Origin of the sequence: Ruegeria hyattellae (genome assembly GCF_041537925.1) — a bacterium.
In the GTDB taxonomy this organism is placed as follows: domain Bacteria; phylum Pseudomonadota; class Alphaproteobacteria; order Rhodobacterales; family Rhodobacteraceae; genus Ruegeria_C.
Map to the genome: position 1 here is coordinate 59251 of NZ_JBGOSH010000002.1, position 13994 is coordinate 73244.

Here is a 13994-nt window from a genome sequence, read left to right on the forward strand (position 1 = left end):
GGAGCGGTGCGATGACCGGGCAAGCAAGAGCCCGCAGGTTTTTCGAGGTGATCGGCGAAGACCTGGATTGCAGGCTCAGCCCCTATTGCTGGCGGAGTCGGATGGCATTGGCCCATAAGGGCCTGGGTTATGCCCCCCGGCCTTGGCACATCACCGAAAAGGACCGCATCACCGACTCGGGTGGCATCACTGCGCCGGTGCTGGTTGATGGCGGGCGGTGGTTGCGCGACAGCTGGCAGATCGCACTCTATCTTGATGAGACCTATTCCGAGTTTCCGCTGATACCCGGTCCAGCCGCCCTGTCGCGCTGCCGATTCCTGAACAGCTGGGCCGACAGTGCGCTGCATCCGGGGCTGTTTCGCGCGGTGATCGCCGAGCAGTTCCCGCTGACCGCCGAGATCGACAAGGCGTATTACCGGGAGCGGACATTGGCCAAGTTTGGCCAGAGCGTCGAGGAGATCGGCGCACACCCCGAACCCGCCGCAGCGCAGGTCCGCACCGCGCTGGCCCCGGTGGAGGATGCCCTGTCGGTCGCGCCATATCTGGGTGGAGATGCGCCTGATTATGGGGACTATATCCTGTTTGGTACGTTTCAGTGGGCGCGGGTGGTCAGTCGGCGACACTTCTGGCCGCAAGGCTCCGCGCTGGAGCGCTGGTTCGACGCGCTATTGGATGCATTTGACGGCATGGGCAGGGCGCAGTCGCCACGCGCCCATTGGGACCTGCCACCGCTGACGTGCCTTGCCAGATAGACCAGACGAAATCGCTTCACGCACGGTTACAGACGCAATCCAAATGAAACTAATCCCTCACTGCTCGTGTTGGTCCCAATAAGGCAGGCTTTTCCGCAAGTGTTCTACGTCGTCGGTGACATCAACGGCTTCCATCACGCGAACCAGATCTTTTGCAAACTCGGGAAACAACTGGAGCGGAAGCGGCGAGGCAACCGGACCACCACCAGCGAAGAGCAATTGAACCCGAATATCTTTGTAGTCAATGAAGACGCGGCAAAACGCCAAAACGTCCGGATGGCGGGTGAATTTTTTGTTGCAGCTGATAATATGAGGTGGAATTCCATCCGTATTATCGGGGCGATCCATATACACAAAGTCGGATGCCTCGATAAATCTGGATGTACTTTCGTCGAAATACTTGTAGATATCATAGCCCGTTTCACCGAATTTGGTGCCGCCTACTTTTTTCTTTTGTTCGACAATATTTTTAAGATGAAGATCGTAACTTCCCAGACTTGAGATAATAATTCCAGAAGCCGTTTTGTTGTACGCCAACCCAGGAACTCGTCTCGGATTAACCAGGAGACGCATCACCCTTTCGTCGGGGCCGCGCGTAGGTGGCGGCGCCTGACAAACACGGACGACAATGCCGCCGATTTCGACCAATCCCCCTTCTGGGGGAAAGCGACCTGCTCCGGGTGAGAAAAACAGATCACCCTCACACCATGCTTGTGACGGGTCATGTGCCGGAGCGGGCAGGTATTGCTCAACTTCTGCTTTCAACCCGATAGGTAAGCACGACAATACTATCAATGCAGGATACCAGCGAACTCGAAACGATTTTGGGCTCAACGTCATCTCCGAACTATTTGGCTGTGCCTTGGAGAGAATGGCTGTCGTCTTTACATTGTTCAACAGAGCTTTATGCAGGTTAGGTCGGTCACACGTTCAAGCTGCAGCACATGTTTGTTTGGGCTCTGAGCCAGATTTTTGCTCTGCACGTCCAGAGCGGCGACTTTCGGTGTGATCATCCGAAATCAACCCGTTCGGCAATGCGCATCAAAACAATGATCGGAGGTTTCAAACCATGCGGGCATTCGAAGCTCACCTGAGCAGCGCTGCGCGGTTGTCGCTGATATGCTTGGCGGTGCGGAACACCAAAGCGGCCAGCGTGGCGGTGGGGTTCACGGCGCCGGGGGTGGGAAACAGGCTCGCGCCCGCCACGAACAGGTTCTCGACATCATGGGTCTGGCCAAAGGAATTGGTCACCGATGTCGCCGGATCGCCCCCCATGATCGTGCCGCCCATCATGTGCATTGGCGCGCGTTGCCCGGCCCAGGGCTCGCTGACGCCCGCCGCCTTGAAGATCTTCAACCCCTCGGCTTTGGCAAGATCGGAGCGCGCGGAGTTGTCCTTGGGCAGGGTGTTCGTGACTTTCGCTGCGGGTAGTCCAAAGCGGTCTTTCTGGCTGTCCAGCTCGATCCGGTTTTCCGGGATGCTGGTCTCTTCGCAGAGCACGGTCATGTTGCCGTAGTGCCGGGCTGCGCGCCGCATATAGTCGTCCAGCCCCGCGCCATAAAGCTCGGGCCGGGCCAACGCCAACCCCAGAAGATCGTTGGGTTTTGTGGCTTGCGCCGCCAACCACGCGCGGCTGCCAAAGGCGCCCTTCGCGGGCGTCTTGTCGTCATAGCCCTCTAGACACAGCGTATTGGCCCCGGTCACGCCGCGATACGGCTCGGTCTCGTCGGGGAACAACCCGTGGATCGTGGTCAGCGCGTGCGAGGTGAAGTGGCGGCCCAACAGACCGCTGCCATTGCCCAGCCCGTCCGGGTGGTGATCACTGGCCGAGAGCAGCAGCAACCTCGCGTTCCAGATCGTGTGACAGGCCGGGATCACGATCGCGGCAGGTTGAAAATGCCGCGCGCCCTGTTCGTCGAGATATTCGACACCGGTCGCGCGTTTGCCCGACGGGTCAGTGGTGATCTTGCTGACATAGGCATGGTGGCGCAACTTGGCCCCGGCCTTGAACGCCTTGGGCCATTGCAGCACCAGCGGATTGGCCAGCGCGCCGATCGGGCAGCCCGCATCGCACCAGCCGTCCAGAATGCAGCCCGCCCTCCCGTCATAGCTCTGGCTGTTGACCGCCAGCGAGTTCGACACCAGCGACAGCCCCACCGCGTCGAACCCTTTCTTCAGCGCCTGTGACTGGCGCGAGAGCGGCAGGGACGGCATCGGGTAGGGATCGCTCTGCGGTGACCATTGGTCGGCCTTGGCATCGCCAGAGACGCCAAAATAGGCCTGTGCATGGTCGTACCAGGGACGCAGATCGTCATAGGTGACCGGCCAGTCCAGGCTTTTGCCATGCAGCGTGTTGACCCGGAAATCATCCGGGTGCAGTCGGTACCAGTTGGCATACCAGTGCAGCCCCGCCCCGCCCGTGCCCCAGCCCATGGCGAAGTTTGCGGCGCCCACCAGATCACCGGCCTCGATCACCTCAGGGCCCGCCCAACGCAGTCGCCGCGACCAGATTTGCGAGCTGACCATCTCGGAAAGTTTGCGCTCGGGTCCGGCTTCCAGCACCAGAACCGAAAAGCCAGCCTCAGCCAGTTCGGCGGCCATGGTGCTGCCCGCGATGCCCGATCCGGCAACAACCACATCAACGGCGTCATAGGTGTGATCGGTCATCGCGTCACCATGGCTTGGGCGGGGCGATATGGGCCAGATAGGGAATGTCCAGCTGGGCGAACCCGGCCTCGGTTCCATAGACCATATCCACTGCGTCGCTGCGGGAAATGAAATAGAAGAAATTGGGGTCGGGGGTTGTCCATGCTTCGGTTTTCGACTGGGCTGCAGCCGCCACGATCTCACCGCTTTGCTGCATGTCCAGCCGGGCGAACCCCATGGCGAAGCGATGCTGGCTTTCCTGCTCGATCCCGGCGATGCCGCCACGATAGAAGGGCAACATCGCATCGCTGTCGAGATAGCGCAGCAGCAGCATGGACTCGCTGAAACTCCCCGAGATGTTCTGGTCGACAAAGCGCGCCACCCCGGCCCGCGCCGCACCGGGGGCCAGTAGATCGCACCATTTTGACAAGGTCTCGGCCTCGGGTTCGGTGAGTGACATGGGTCTGTCCCCTTCCTGGCTTTTGCCAACTACCACGCGTGGCACCGCACCGAGTAGCGCGGCGGTGCGGAGTGTATTGGCGATGAAGCGTCTGCGTTTCATCCTGTCAGCGCCCCCGTTGCGACGGTTGTGCAACCCAGTTTAAGCGATTTCAGGGTCGTCGGTCCAATCCGGGGCTACCCCAACGCATCAAAGGCCTTGCCGGATCGTGTATGGTCCCGTCCAATGACCGGACAACAGGAAGGTCATGGTATGTATGTCTTCGAGATCCTGTGGATCGTGCTGTTTCGCTTTGCGCCACTGCCGAGGATCTGGGCGATTTGTCTGATCGCGGTCAATCTGGGTGCGCTGTTTTTTCTCGATACATTTTATGGCCGGGTTGCCTTGCTGGCGGCGTTGGCAGGGATCGCGGTGATGATGGTGATCTATACCAGGCTGGGCTTCGTGAGGCTGCTGGGTATCGGGCATGTGTTCTGGATACCGATGCTGATCTGGTTCGCCTCGTCCCTGCCCGACCTGCAGACCGACACGGCGCTCTATTGGTGGGTGGTCGTGCTGATTGGTTTCAACACGGTGTCGTTGGTGATCGATGCGGCGGATGTGGCGCGCTATCTGCGCGGCGAACGGGCGCCGCATTATCGCTGGCGCGCGACTTAGCGAGTCTGAACTCTCAATCCGGCTTGGCCGGAAATGCGACTGGGCCGCCCTGCTTCTCCCAGGTCGAGAACCCCTCTCGCAGGTGGGCAGCCTCGAACCCCATATCCTGTAGCGTTGCCACCGTGAGGGCAGACCGCCAGCCCGAGGCGCAGTGGAACACATACTTCTTGCCGGGCTGGGCGAAGACATCCTTGTGATAGGGGCTGTCGGGATCGACCCAGAACTCGATCATCCCGCGCGGGGCGTGAAAGCTGCCGGGGATGAAGCCGCTGCGCTGGCGTTCGCGCGGGTCGCGAATATCGACAATGACCACATCTGGGTTATCCACCATCGCGATCAGGTCCGGTGTTTCGATTTCCTCGATCCGGGTGCGGGCCTTGGCTACCATCTGGGCGGAAGAAAGTTTGAGCTGGGTCATGATGGCTCCGTGTCTCGTTGGGCTGAACAGCGATATCGTAAATTGACACTCGCAACGGCGACCTGCAACGTGATTCCGGGTGCCGGATGGAGCGTGGCCAGCATGAGTGTCGATACACCGATCTCGCTTTGGGAGACCTCCGCGCAGGAGCCGGAGATGGACCAGCCTTTCGTCGGCGATGCCGCGGTTGATGTGGCGATTGTCGGGGCCGGGTACACCGGGCTCTCGACCGCGCTGCACGCGGCCGAGGCAGGCCTGTCGGCACAGGTGATCGAGGCACGGCAGATCGGGCATGGCGGGTCGGGGCGCAATGTCGGGCTGGTCAATGCGGGGCTTTGGATGCCGCCGCGTCAGGTGGCCGAGGCTTTGGGGCCGAGTCACGGACCGGGTTTTGTAGAGTTGTTCAGCAACGGCCCGTCTTATGTCTTTTCGCTTATCGAAAAGCATCAGATCCGCTGTGAGGCCACCCAGACCGGCACCATCCACGCCGCCCATGCGACAAGCGGGCTGCGAGACCTGCAGGAGCGTCATGCGGATTGGCAGCGTTTGGGCGAACCCGTCGAGCTGCTGTCACGCGCCGAAATTGCCGGGCTGACCGGGACGGAGATGTTTCATGGTGGGTTGCTGGACCGGCGCGCGGGCACGATCAACCCGATGGGCTATTGCCGGGGTTTGGCACGGGCCGTGGTTGCGGCGGGGGCCCGGATCGGTACCGGCGCGCGTGCGACTGCTTTGCGCCGGGATGGTACGCGCTGGATCGTCGAGACCGAACAGGGCCTCGTGCGGGCGCGTTATGTGGTGCTGGGCACCAATGCCTATACCGACGGGTTGTGGCCCGAACTGAACCGGGTGTTCACTACGATCAATTATTTCCAGCTGGCAACCGCACCGCTGGGATCTGAGGCCGCGCATATTCTGCCGGGCAGGCAAGGTCTTTGGGATACTGGGCAGATCATGTCCAGTCTGCGCCGCGACGCGGGTGACCGGCTGCTGATTGGTAGCATGGGCCGGGTGATCGGCACCGCAGACAAAGGTCTGTCGCGTCGCTGGGCGCGCAAGCGGCTTGTGCAGATGTTTCCCGAACTGGCCGGTGTTACGTTCGAAGAGGCCTGGCATGGTCAGATCGCCATGACCCCCGATCACCTGCCGCGCATCCTTGAGCTGGCCGAGAACCTCTTTACACCTATCGGGTATAACGGGCGGGGCATCACGACGGGCACGCTGTTTGGTCGGGCATTGGCCGATCTGATTGCGGGCAAGCCTCGGGCGGAGCTGCCGCTGCCGGTCACCGATCCCAAACCTGTCAGGGGTGGGTCGATCATCTCGCGGGCCTATGACGCCGCCTTCACTGCAAACCAGTTTATCAAGAGCTTCTGAAACGACATGACCACAGATGACATCCGCGTTGGCGTCGATATCGGGGGGACGTTTACGGACGTGGCCCTGCAGACACCACAAGGGTTTTCGACCTGCAAGGTCCTGACCGACTATGCCCGGCCCGAACAGGCGATCCTCGACGGGATTGGCCAAGCCGCTGAGGCCGCCGGGATCGCGCCGGGCCAGATCGGGCAGGTCATTCACGGCACCACGCTGGTGACCAACGCGCTGATCCAGAGACACGGGGCAAAGACCGCCTTCATCACCACCGAAGGGTTCCGGGACGTGATCGAAATGCGCTCGGAAAACCGGTTCGAGCAATATGACCTGAACCTGGAACTGCCGAAACCGCTGGTGCCTCGCCAGCACCGTTTCACCCTGAACGAGCGGATGGGGCCCAATGGCGAGGTGCTGCTTCCACTTGATCCGGCAGAGGTGCAGACAATGGCCGCTCGTGTGCTGGACGGGGGCTATGACGCCGTCGCAATAGGGTTGATGCATGCCTATGCCAACGACGCCCATGAGGAGATGATGGCCGAGGCGCTGCGGGCCGCCGCGCCCGGTCTGTCGATCTCGATTTCCTCGGTGATCTCGCCGCAGATGCGGGAACTGCCGCGCTTCAACACGGTGATCGCCAATGCATATGTGCAGCCGCAAGTGGCCGATTATCTCGGCCGTCTGGTCACACGGTTACGTCAGATGGAGGTCACCGCGCCGGTTTTCATGCTGCATTCGGGCGGCGGTCTGATCTCGGTCGAGACTGCGGCGGAACAGCCCGTGCGCTTATTGGAATCCGGTCCTGCTGGTGGCGCGATATTTGCGGCAGATTACGCGCGCGCGCATGGGCTGGACAAGGTGCTGAGCTTTGACATGGGCGGCACCACCGCCAAGATTTGTCTGATCGAAGAGGGTGCGCCAAAGACCGCCAACACCTTCGAGGTGGCGCGCACCTACCGCTTCAAGAAAGGCTCGGGCATGACCGTATCCACCCCGGTGGTCGAGATGGTCGAGATCGGCGCGGGCGGCGGTTCGATCGCGTCGATTGATAGTCTGGGGCGTTTGCAGGTCGGCCCGCGCTCGGCCGGATCAGAACCCGGCCCGGCCTGTTATGGGCGTGGCGGGGCTGAGCCGACCGTGACCGATGCCAACCTGCTATTGGGGCGTCTGGATCCGGAGAATTTCGGCGGTGGCGCGATCCCGCTTCTGCCGGAGAAGGCGATGCAGGCGACAGAGAAACTCGATCTGTCGCCGCAGGAGGCGGGGTTCGGCATCACGGAGATGGTTGATGAGAACATGGCCAATGCCGCGCGCGTGCACACGGTCGAGAACGGGCGCGATATCGAACATTTTACCATGATCGCCTTTGGCGGCGGCGCGCCGCTGCATGCCTGCCGCCTGAGCGAGAAACTGGGCATCGTGGCGCTAATCATTCCACCGGGGGCAGGGGTCGGCTCGGCCATCGGCTTCCTTAAAGCGCCCTTCAGTTTCGAGGCGACGCGGGGCCTGTTCCAGAAGCTCGATGCGTTCGATCCTGACCAAGTCAACGCCGCGCTGGTCGAGATGGAGCAGGAGGCGCGCAGCTTCGTGAATGAAGGCGCGGCGGGGGTTGAGACGACAACCCGCTTGACCGCGTTGATGCGCTATTCCGGGCAGGGCTGGGAGATCCCCGTGCAATTGCCGCACCGTCCCTTCGACACCGAAGGCCGCACGGAAATCCACGCAGCGTTCGAGGCCGCCTATCGCAAGCTCTTTGGTCGGATCATCGACGGGCTGCCGGTCGAGATCACTAATTGGCTGCTCACCGTCTCAACCGTTTTGCCGCCTGTGCAAAAGGCGGTCATTCATCGCGCGGGCTTGCAGGCAGACACGCAGCGCAGGCGGCAGTTCTTTGATGCTGGGCTGCGCCAGACGGTGGATGCGCAGGAGGTCGCGCGCACCGCCATGACACCCGGTCGGATGGTTGAAGGACCAGCGATCATCACCGAGGCCGAGACCACGACCATCGTCACCTCGGGCTACCGCGCCATTGGGCAGGGCGATGGCAGCCTGCTGCTGCTCAGAAAGGAGGGGCAGGCATGACCCCGACATCTATTGACTATCAGATCATGTGGAACCGCCTGATCGCGGTGGTCGAGGAACAGGCAACCACGCTAATCCGCACCGCCTTTTCCACCTCGGTGCGCGAGGCGGGCGATTTGTCGGCGGGGCTGTTTGACCGGCAGGGACGGATGATCGCCCAAGCCGTGACCGGCACGCCGGGCCATGTGAACGCGATGGCCGAAAGTGTCACTCATTTCGCCGCAAGGATCGGGCCGCAGTACACGTTTGAGGGCGATGTCTTCATCACCAATGACCCCTGGCTGGGCACCGGACATCTGCACGATATCACCGTGGTGACGCCGGTGTTCCGCAAGGGCGCACATATCGGTTACTTCGCCTGCACCGCCCATGTGGTCGATATCGGCGGGCGCGGCTTCGGACCGGATGGCAACGAGGTCTATGAGGAAGGTCTGCTGATCCCGATCACCAAATTTGCCGAACGCGGCGAGGTGCAGTCGCTGCTGATCGAACTGATCCGCGCCAATGTGCGCACGCCGGATCAGACTGTGGGCGACATGTATTCGCTGGCTGCCTGCAACGAGGCCGGAGACCGGCGCTTGCAGGCGATGATGGACGAGTTCGGCATCGACGATCTGCAGGGCCTGTCGGAGTTTGTCATTGAGGCCAGTCGTAAGGCCACACATGAGGCCATCGCCAAGGTACCCTCGGGCAGCTACCGCCACACGATGCAGGTCGATGGCTATGACGCGCCGGTGCATATGGAGGTCGCCTTGCGGGTCGAAGGCGAGAGGCTGGTGGCGGATTTCGCGGGTACCTCGGTTCAGAGCAAGTTCGGCGTGAATTGCCCCGAAGTTTATACGCGCGCCTATGCCTGTTACGCGCTGAAATGCGCGATCGCGCCGCAAGTGCCGAACAATACCGGCTCGCTGGAACCTTTCGAGATCACCGCGCCCGAGGGCTGCATACTTGCCGCCCGCCGCCCCGCGCCAGTCTCGGTGCGCCATGTCATGGGGCATCTGGTGCCCGATCTGGTGCTGGGTGCGCTGCATCAGGCGATGCCGGGAGTGGTTCCGGCAGAAGGGGCAAGCGCTCTCTGGAATATCCAGATTTCGGCGCGGGCCCGCGATCCTGACAGCGGCTTGCCGAACAGCGAAGTGCTGATGTTCAACTCGGGTGGCACCGGGGCACGACCGTGTTGCGACGGGTTGAGCGCCACCGCCTTCCCTTCTGGTGTGTCCACGATGAGCGTCGAGGCGACCGAGCATGTCGGGCCGATCACCGTCTGGCGCAAGGACCTGCGTGAAGGCTCGGGTGGGGCCGGGGCCTTGCGCGGCGGTCTGGGTCAAACCATCGAGATTTCCGCCCGCGACGGCTATGACTTCTATTTCAATGCCATGTTCGACCGGGTTAAGAACCCTGCCAGAGGGCGCGAGGGCGGTCTGCCCGGCGCGCCGGGGCGGGTTGAGCTGGCCGATGGCACCGAGCTGCGCAGCAAGGGACGGCAGTTGATCCGCAACGGACAGCGGCTGAAGCTGAGCCTGCCCGGTGGTGGTGGCTATGGCGATCCCGCAACACGAGACCCCGCCGCGGTTGCCAATGACCTCTCGGCAGGGTTCATATCAGAAGACGAGGCCCGCGCGGTCTATAAGGACAAGGATTGAGATCAGGCGATGACAGACAAACCCATTGCACTTGTAACCGGAGCGGCCCAGGGAATCGGCCAGGCCTGCGCTGAGGCGCTGACCGAGGATGGCTATTTTGTGGTTCTGGCCGATGTTCAGGACAGCGTGCATGCCGCCGCAGAAAAGCTGGGCGGCGTCGGCATGATCTGCGACATGGGCGACGTCGCCGCGATTGCGGCGATGTTCGACGCGCTCGAGTCCGACCATGGCCCGGTCACCGCGCTGGTTAACAATGCGGGCATCGCCTCGCCGGGTGATTTCCTGAGCTATGAACTGGAGACCTTCGAGCGGGTGATCGATATCAACCTGCGCGGCGTTTTTCTGGCGACGCAGCGTGCCGCCAGGAGCATGGTCGACAAGGGGATCGAGGGTGCCATCGTCAACATGTCATCGATCAACGCGCAGGTGGCGATCCCGGCGATCCCGGCTTATTGCGCCTCAAAAGGCGGGGTGATGCAGCTGACCAAGGTGGCGGCGCTGGCGCTGGCGCAGCACAATATCCGGGTGAACGCCGTTGGCCCCGGCTCGATAGACACCGAGATGATGGCCGGCGTGAACGCCAACCCCGAAGCGATGAAGACGGTGTTGTCACGCACCCCACTGAAGCGGCCAGGGACCGCCCGCGAGATCGCCGATGTCGTCGCGTTCCTGTGCTCGAAAAAATCCAGCTATGTGACAGGCGAGACCATCTATGTGGATGGTGGGCGGCTTGGCCTTAACTATACCTGCTGAAACCAAGGGACGTCTGACATGATTGAGCGTAAACACACTTCTGCCCGCATGAGCAAGATCGTCGCCCATAGCGGTGTCATTTATCTGTGTGGCCAGGTCGGCGCGGGCGAGACGGTGACCGATCAGACAAGCGATTGCCTGTCCCGGATCGACGCACTGCTGGAGGAGGCGGGCTCGGGTCGCGAGCATATCCTGCAAGCCATTGTCTGGCTGCGTGATATGGCCGATTTCGCCGAGATGAACGCGGTCTGGGATGCCTGGGTGCCCACGGGTCACGCCCCCGCGCGCGCTTGTGGCGAGGCGCGGTTGGCCCGCGACGCTCTGAAGGTTGAGATCATAGTCACCGCCGCACTCAAGCCATGAAAGCTTGGGCAGGTCTCGTTTGCGGAACACACGGCGCAGTTTAGCCATGTAGGAGGGATTTTTGTAGACTGGGAAACAAATCAGCCGAAGCCCAGATGATCAATCCCGCACCACTCATCGGCTACATCGTTGGGTTCCTTAGGGAGGGCAGTTCTGGTTTGACCGGTTGGAATCGCGTGATAAAACTTGCGTAAGGGTGGTCCGGTGACCCGCCGACGGCCATGACAGAGCGAGGCGAGGATGAGCAAAGATCCCTATTCCGTGCTGGGCGTCTCGAAAGACGCCTCGGATGCCGACATCAAGAAAGCCTATCGGCGAATCGCCAAGGAATGCCATCCGGATTTGAAACCCGGCGACGCCGAGGCGGAGGAGAGGTTCAAGGCAGCTGCGGCCGCCTATGACCTTCTCAAGGATGCTGAGAAGCGGGCGCGATTTGACCGGGGCGAGATCGATGCCTCGGGGCAGGAAAAGCCGCAGCAGCAGTATTATCGCGACCATGCCGAGGTGGCGGGCAACCCTTATCGCGCGGGTCCCAATTTCGGCGATCAGCCGGATATGTCCGACATTTTCTCGGAATTCATGCGCGGGCGCGGGCAAGGCGGGTTCGGGCAGCGCGAGGCCTATGAGTTCCATGCGCCGGGCCGCAATCGCAATTACACGCTGCAGATCTCGTTTCTGGACGCGGTATATGGCGCCAGTCAGAAACTGACCCTGCCCGATGGCGATCGTGTCGAAGTGAAAATCCCCGCCGGGATCACCGATGGCCAGACAATCCGGTTGCGCGGCAAGGGCGATTCCGGGATGGGTGAGGGCGCGCCGGGTGATGCGTTGGTCACAGTCAGCGTCGCGCCCCATCCGCTGTTCCAGCGCGAGGGGCATGATATTCGCATCACCCTGCCGATCTCGCTTGACGAAGCGATCCTGGGCGGCAAGGTTCCCGCGCCCACGATCGACGGCAAGGTGAATGTCACGGTGCCACCCGGCACCAGCAGCGGACGCACGCTGCGATTGCGGGGCAAGGGGGTCAAAAAACGCGGCAGCACGGATCGGGGCGATCAACTGGTCGAGCTGACGGTGGTCATGCCGAAAGAGATCGACGGGGACCTGAAACAGTTCATGGAGACGTGGCGCGACGCCCACGGCTATGATCCACGCGCGGGGATGCCGTCATGAGCCGCACCTATACAGAAACGCAACTCGTCGCGACGATCACCCGGCTCACGCCCGACCGGCTGACCGAATACCTCGCAGCCGAGATCGTCATCCCGACCCAGTCCGATCAGGGGCTGATCTATCAAAGCCTCGATGTGGCGCGGCTGGAACTGGCCTGTGAGTTGCACGAACAGTACGAGATGGAGCCGGATGCACTGTCGATGATGATCTCGCTCATCGACCAGATGCACGGGTTGCGTGCGGAGTTGCGCGAGGTTCTGGGCGCGGTCGAGGCGCAGCCTGACCCGGTGCGCCGAACCCTGATCGAGGCGATCGGCGTGGCGCGGTTCAAGCGCTAGGGATTAGCCCGTGCGCTCCATCTCTTCGATCATCTTGCGGGCGCGCTTGCATTGCAGCTTGTCGCGCAAGGGACTGTCAGGGTCGACATCCTTCTGGCAGACCACGCATTTATCGGCACCCGAGATCGCGTTCAGCCCGCCGCAGCTGCCCTTGATCGTCTTGCCCATCAGGATCACGCCCAGCGACATGCCAACCATGACCAGCGCCAGCAGGACAAAGGCGAGGATGAAGGTGCTCATGATCGGTCTCCGTCACTGGCTGGCGAGAATCGCAGCGAAGTCGCTGCTTTGCTGCACAATATAGGGCTCCACGCCGTCCTGTGCAGCCCGGCTGATGAAGAAGGCGGCAAGTTCTTTTTCTTCGGCGAGTTTTAGACCCTCTTCGGCGCCCAGGACCAGCAGCGCGGTGGCCCAGGCATCGGCCATCATCGCATCGTCCGCCACCACGGTGACCGAGGTTGTCCGGTGTGTGATCGGATGCCCGGTGGTCGGGTCGATGATATGGGAATAGCGCACGCCATCCTGCTCAAAGAAATTGCGGTAATCGCCCGAGGTGGCCAGACCGTGATCGCTGACCGGAACGATCAGTTTCACCGTTTGCACCGATGCGTCCGGGCGTTCGATCCCGATGCGCCAGGTCTCGCCCTTGTCATTCTCGCCACGTGTGACCAGATCGCCGCCGATCTCGACCATGTAATTCTCGACGCCAAATCCCTCGATCGTTGCCGCAACCGCGTCAACGCCATAGCCTTTGGCGATGGCGGACAGGTTGATGCCAACAGCCGCATCAGACTTGGCCAGTGTGCCGGCCTCGGCGTCGAGCATCAGCAACCGGTCCTGACCCACATACGCAAGCGCCGCAGCGATGGCCGCATCATCCGGCACCGGGTCTTCGGGCTTGCGAGGGCCAAAGCCCCACAGTTCGATCAGCGGCCCGAGTGTGACGTCGAACCGTCCGTCGCTTTGCGCGTGTACGTCATTTGCGGCCGCAATGACCTTGGCAAATTCGGTCGAGATAGTAACGGGTTGGGTGTCACCAGAGGCGGAAAACTTCGAAACCTCAGAGCTTGGGTCCCAGTTCGACATCTTGGCATTGATCGAGGCCAGGCTGTCGGTGACCGCCAGAGCCATCGCATCACCATCCAGATCCGTGCCCACGACTGTGATGTTATAGGTTGTGCCCATTGTTTCGCCCGACAGGCGCAGAACCTCGGGGTCCTCGTCGAACAAGCAGCCCGCCAGCGCGGAAGGCAGGAGCAGAGGGAACCATCGCAGCATGGGAAAACTCCGGTCGAATGTCATGGGCGGCATATGCCAGCGGGGTCTTGCGGAGTC

15 protein-coding genes are annotated in these 13994 nt (G+C 61.8%); 9 read left to right on the forward strand and 6 right to left on the reverse strand.

The window, feature by feature from the left end; translation table 11 throughout:
• The first annotated feature begins 11 nt into the window (after positions 1–11).
• Positions 12–752, forward strand: coding sequence for a glutathione S-transferase N-terminal domain-containing protein (locus AB1E33_RS04245; RefSeq protein WP_372576021.1), 741 nt, complete (start codon positions 12–14; stop codon positions 750–752).
• Between the two features lie 57 nt (positions 753–809).
• On the opposite strand, the gene AB1E33_RS04250 is transcribed toward AB1E33_RS04245, so the two are convergent.
• The 3 genes from AB1E33_RS04250 to AB1E33_RS04260 all read right to left on the reverse strand — a co-directional run bounded on the left by AB1E33_RS04250 (position 810) and on the right by AB1E33_RS04260 (position 3960).
• Entirely contained in the window at positions 810–1586 is a 777-nt protein-coding gene (locus AB1E33_RS04250; RefSeq protein WP_372576022.1) for a hypothetical protein, read from the reverse strand.
• Between the two features lie 252 nt (positions 1587–1838).
• Positions 1839–3419, reverse strand: a complete 1581-nt coding sequence (locus AB1E33_RS04255) for a GMC family oxidoreductase (protein WP_372576023.1) — start codon at positions 3417–3419, stop codon at positions 1839–1841.
• Positions 3420–3423: 4 nt separating this feature from the next.
• On the reverse strand, positions 3424–3960 hold the full coding sequence (locus AB1E33_RS04260; RefSeq protein ID WP_372576024.1) for a gluconate 2-dehydrogenase subunit 3 family protein: 537 nt from the start codon (positions 3958–3960) through the stop codon (positions 3424–3426).
• Positions 3961–4083: 123 nt separating this feature from the next.
• On the opposite strand from AB1E33_RS04260, the gene AB1E33_RS04265 reads away from it, so the two are divergent.
• Positions 4084–4515 carry a hypothetical protein gene (locus AB1E33_RS04265; protein ID WP_372576025.1) on the forward strand — a complete coding sequence of 144 codons (432 nt, stop codon included), beginning with the start codon at positions 4084–4086 and terminating at the stop codon, positions 4513–4515.
• Positions 4516–4528: 13 nt separating this feature from the next.
• Here the strand turns inward: AB1E33_RS04265 and AB1E33_RS04270 are convergent, their stop codons facing one another.
• Positions 4529–4933: a rhodanese-like domain-containing protein gene (locus AB1E33_RS04270; RefSeq protein WP_372576026.1), complete on the reverse strand. Its 405-nt coding sequence runs from the start codon at positions 4931–4933 to the stop codon at positions 4529–4531.
• Positions 4934–5035: 102 nt separating this feature from the next.
• Between AB1E33_RS04270 and AB1E33_RS04275 the strand changes: the two genes are divergently transcribed.
• From AB1E33_RS04275 to AB1E33_RS04305, 7 genes are all read left to right on the forward strand, one after another.
• Positions 5036–6310, forward strand: a complete 1275-nt coding sequence (locus AB1E33_RS04275) for an NAD(P)/FAD-dependent oxidoreductase (RefSeq protein ID WP_372576027.1) — start codon at positions 5036–5038, stop codon at positions 6308–6310.
• Between the two features lie 6 nt (positions 6311–6316).
• A complete protein-coding gene (locus tag AB1E33_RS04280; protein ID WP_372576028.1) occupies positions 6317–8389 on the forward strand; it encodes a hydantoinase/oxoprolinase family protein in 2073 nt (690 codons plus the stop codon).
• Entirely contained in the window at positions 8386–10032 is a 1647-nt protein-coding gene (locus AB1E33_RS04285) for a hydantoinase B/oxoprolinase family protein (protein ID WP_372576029.1), read from the forward strand. The genes AB1E33_RS04280 and AB1E33_RS04285 overlap by 4 nt, the downstream gene beginning before the upstream one ends.
• Positions 10033–10041: 9 nt before the next feature.
• Entirely contained in the window at positions 10042–10785 is a 744-nt protein-coding gene (locus AB1E33_RS04290; protein WP_372576030.1) for an SDR family NAD(P)-dependent oxidoreductase, read from the forward strand.
• A gap of 18 nt (positions 10786–10803) precedes the next feature.
• Positions 10804–11148, forward strand: a complete 345-nt coding sequence (locus tag AB1E33_RS04295) for a RidA family protein (RefSeq protein ID WP_372576031.1) — start codon at positions 10804–10806, stop codon at positions 11146–11148.
• A gap of 240 nt (positions 11149–11388) precedes the next feature.
• Positions 11389–12321 (forward strand): DnaJ C-terminal domain-containing protein, encoded by a 933-nt coding sequence (locus tag AB1E33_RS04300; protein ID WP_372576032.1) that lies wholly within the window; start codon positions 11389–11391, stop codon positions 12319–12321.
• Positions 12318–12659, forward strand: coding sequence for a hypothetical protein (locus AB1E33_RS04305; RefSeq protein ID WP_372576033.1), 342 nt, complete (start codon positions 12318–12320; stop codon positions 12657–12659). Before AB1E33_RS04300 ends, AB1E33_RS04305 begins: the two co-directional genes overlap by 4 nt.
• Positions 12660–12662: 3 nt before the next feature.
• Here AB1E33_RS04305 and nqrM read toward each other — a convergent pair whose 3' ends face one another.
• Both nqrM and AB1E33_RS04315 read right to left on the reverse strand, forming a co-directional pair.
• A complete protein-coding gene (gene nqrM, locus AB1E33_RS04310; protein WP_372576034.1) occupies positions 12663–12899 on the reverse strand; it encodes a (Na+)-NQR maturation NqrM in 237 nt (78 codons plus the stop codon).
• 12 nt (positions 12900–12911) lie between these two features.
• On the reverse strand, positions 12912–13937 hold the full coding sequence (locus tag AB1E33_RS04315; protein WP_372576035.1) for an FAD:protein FMN transferase: 1026 nt from the start codon (positions 13935–13937) through the stop codon (positions 12912–12914).
• Positions 13938–13994 lie beyond the last annotated feature (57 nt).

Excerpts from the sequence above, each read along its gene's own strand:
- AB1E33_RS04245 (WP_372576021.1), top strand. The coding sequence starts at position 12 with ATGACCGGGCAAGCAAGAGCCCGCAGGTTTTTCGAGGTGATCGGCGAA.
- AB1E33_RS04255 (WP_372576023.1), bottom strand. The coding sequence starts at position 3,419 with ATGACCGATCACACCTATGACGCCGTTGATGTGGTTGTTGCCGGATCG.
- AB1E33_RS04260 (WP_372576024.1), bottom strand. The coding sequence starts at position 3,960 with ATGAAACGCAGACGCTTCATCGCCAATACACTCCGCACCGCCGCGCTA.
- AB1E33_RS04265 (WP_372576025.1), top strand. The coding sequence starts at position 4,084 with ATGACCGGACAACAGGAAGGTCATGGTATGTATGTCTTCGAGATCCTG.
- AB1E33_RS04270 (WP_372576026.1), bottom strand. The coding sequence starts at position 4,933 with ATGACCCAGCTCAAACTTTCTTCCGCCCAGATGGTAGCCAAGGCCCGC.
- AB1E33_RS04275 (WP_372576027.1), top strand. The coding sequence starts at position 5,036 with ATGAGTGTCGATACACCGATCTCGCTTTGGGAGACCTCCGCGCAGGAG.
- AB1E33_RS04280 (WP_372576028.1), top strand. The coding sequence starts at position 6,317 with ATGACCACAGATGACATCCGCGTTGGCGTCGATATCGGGGGGACGTTT.
- AB1E33_RS04285 (WP_372576029.1), top strand. The coding sequence starts at position 8,386 with ATGACCCCGACATCTATTGACTATCAGATCATGTGGAACCGCCTGATC.
- AB1E33_RS04290 (WP_372576030.1), top strand. The coding sequence starts at position 10,042 with ATGACAGACAAACCCATTGCACTTGTAACCGGAGCGGCCCAGGGAATC.
- AB1E33_RS04295 (WP_372576031.1), top strand. The coding sequence starts at position 10,804 with ATGATTGAGCGTAAACACACTTCTGCCCGCATGAGCAAGATCGTCGCC.
- AB1E33_RS04300 (WP_372576032.1), top strand. The coding sequence starts at position 11,389 with ATGAGCAAAGATCCCTATTCCGTGCTGGGCGTCTCGAAAGACGCCTCG.
- AB1E33_RS04305 (WP_372576033.1), top strand. The coding sequence starts at position 12,318 with ATGAGCCGCACCTATACAGAAACGCAACTCGTCGCGACGATCACCCGG.
- nqrM (WP_372576034.1), bottom strand. The coding sequence starts at position 12,899 with ATGAGCACCTTCATCCTCGCCTTTGTCCTGCTGGCGCTGGTCATGGTT.
- AB1E33_RS04315 (WP_372576035.1), bottom strand. The coding sequence starts at position 13,937 with ATGCTGCGATGGTTCCCTCTGCTCCTGCCTTCCGCGCTGGCGGGCTGC.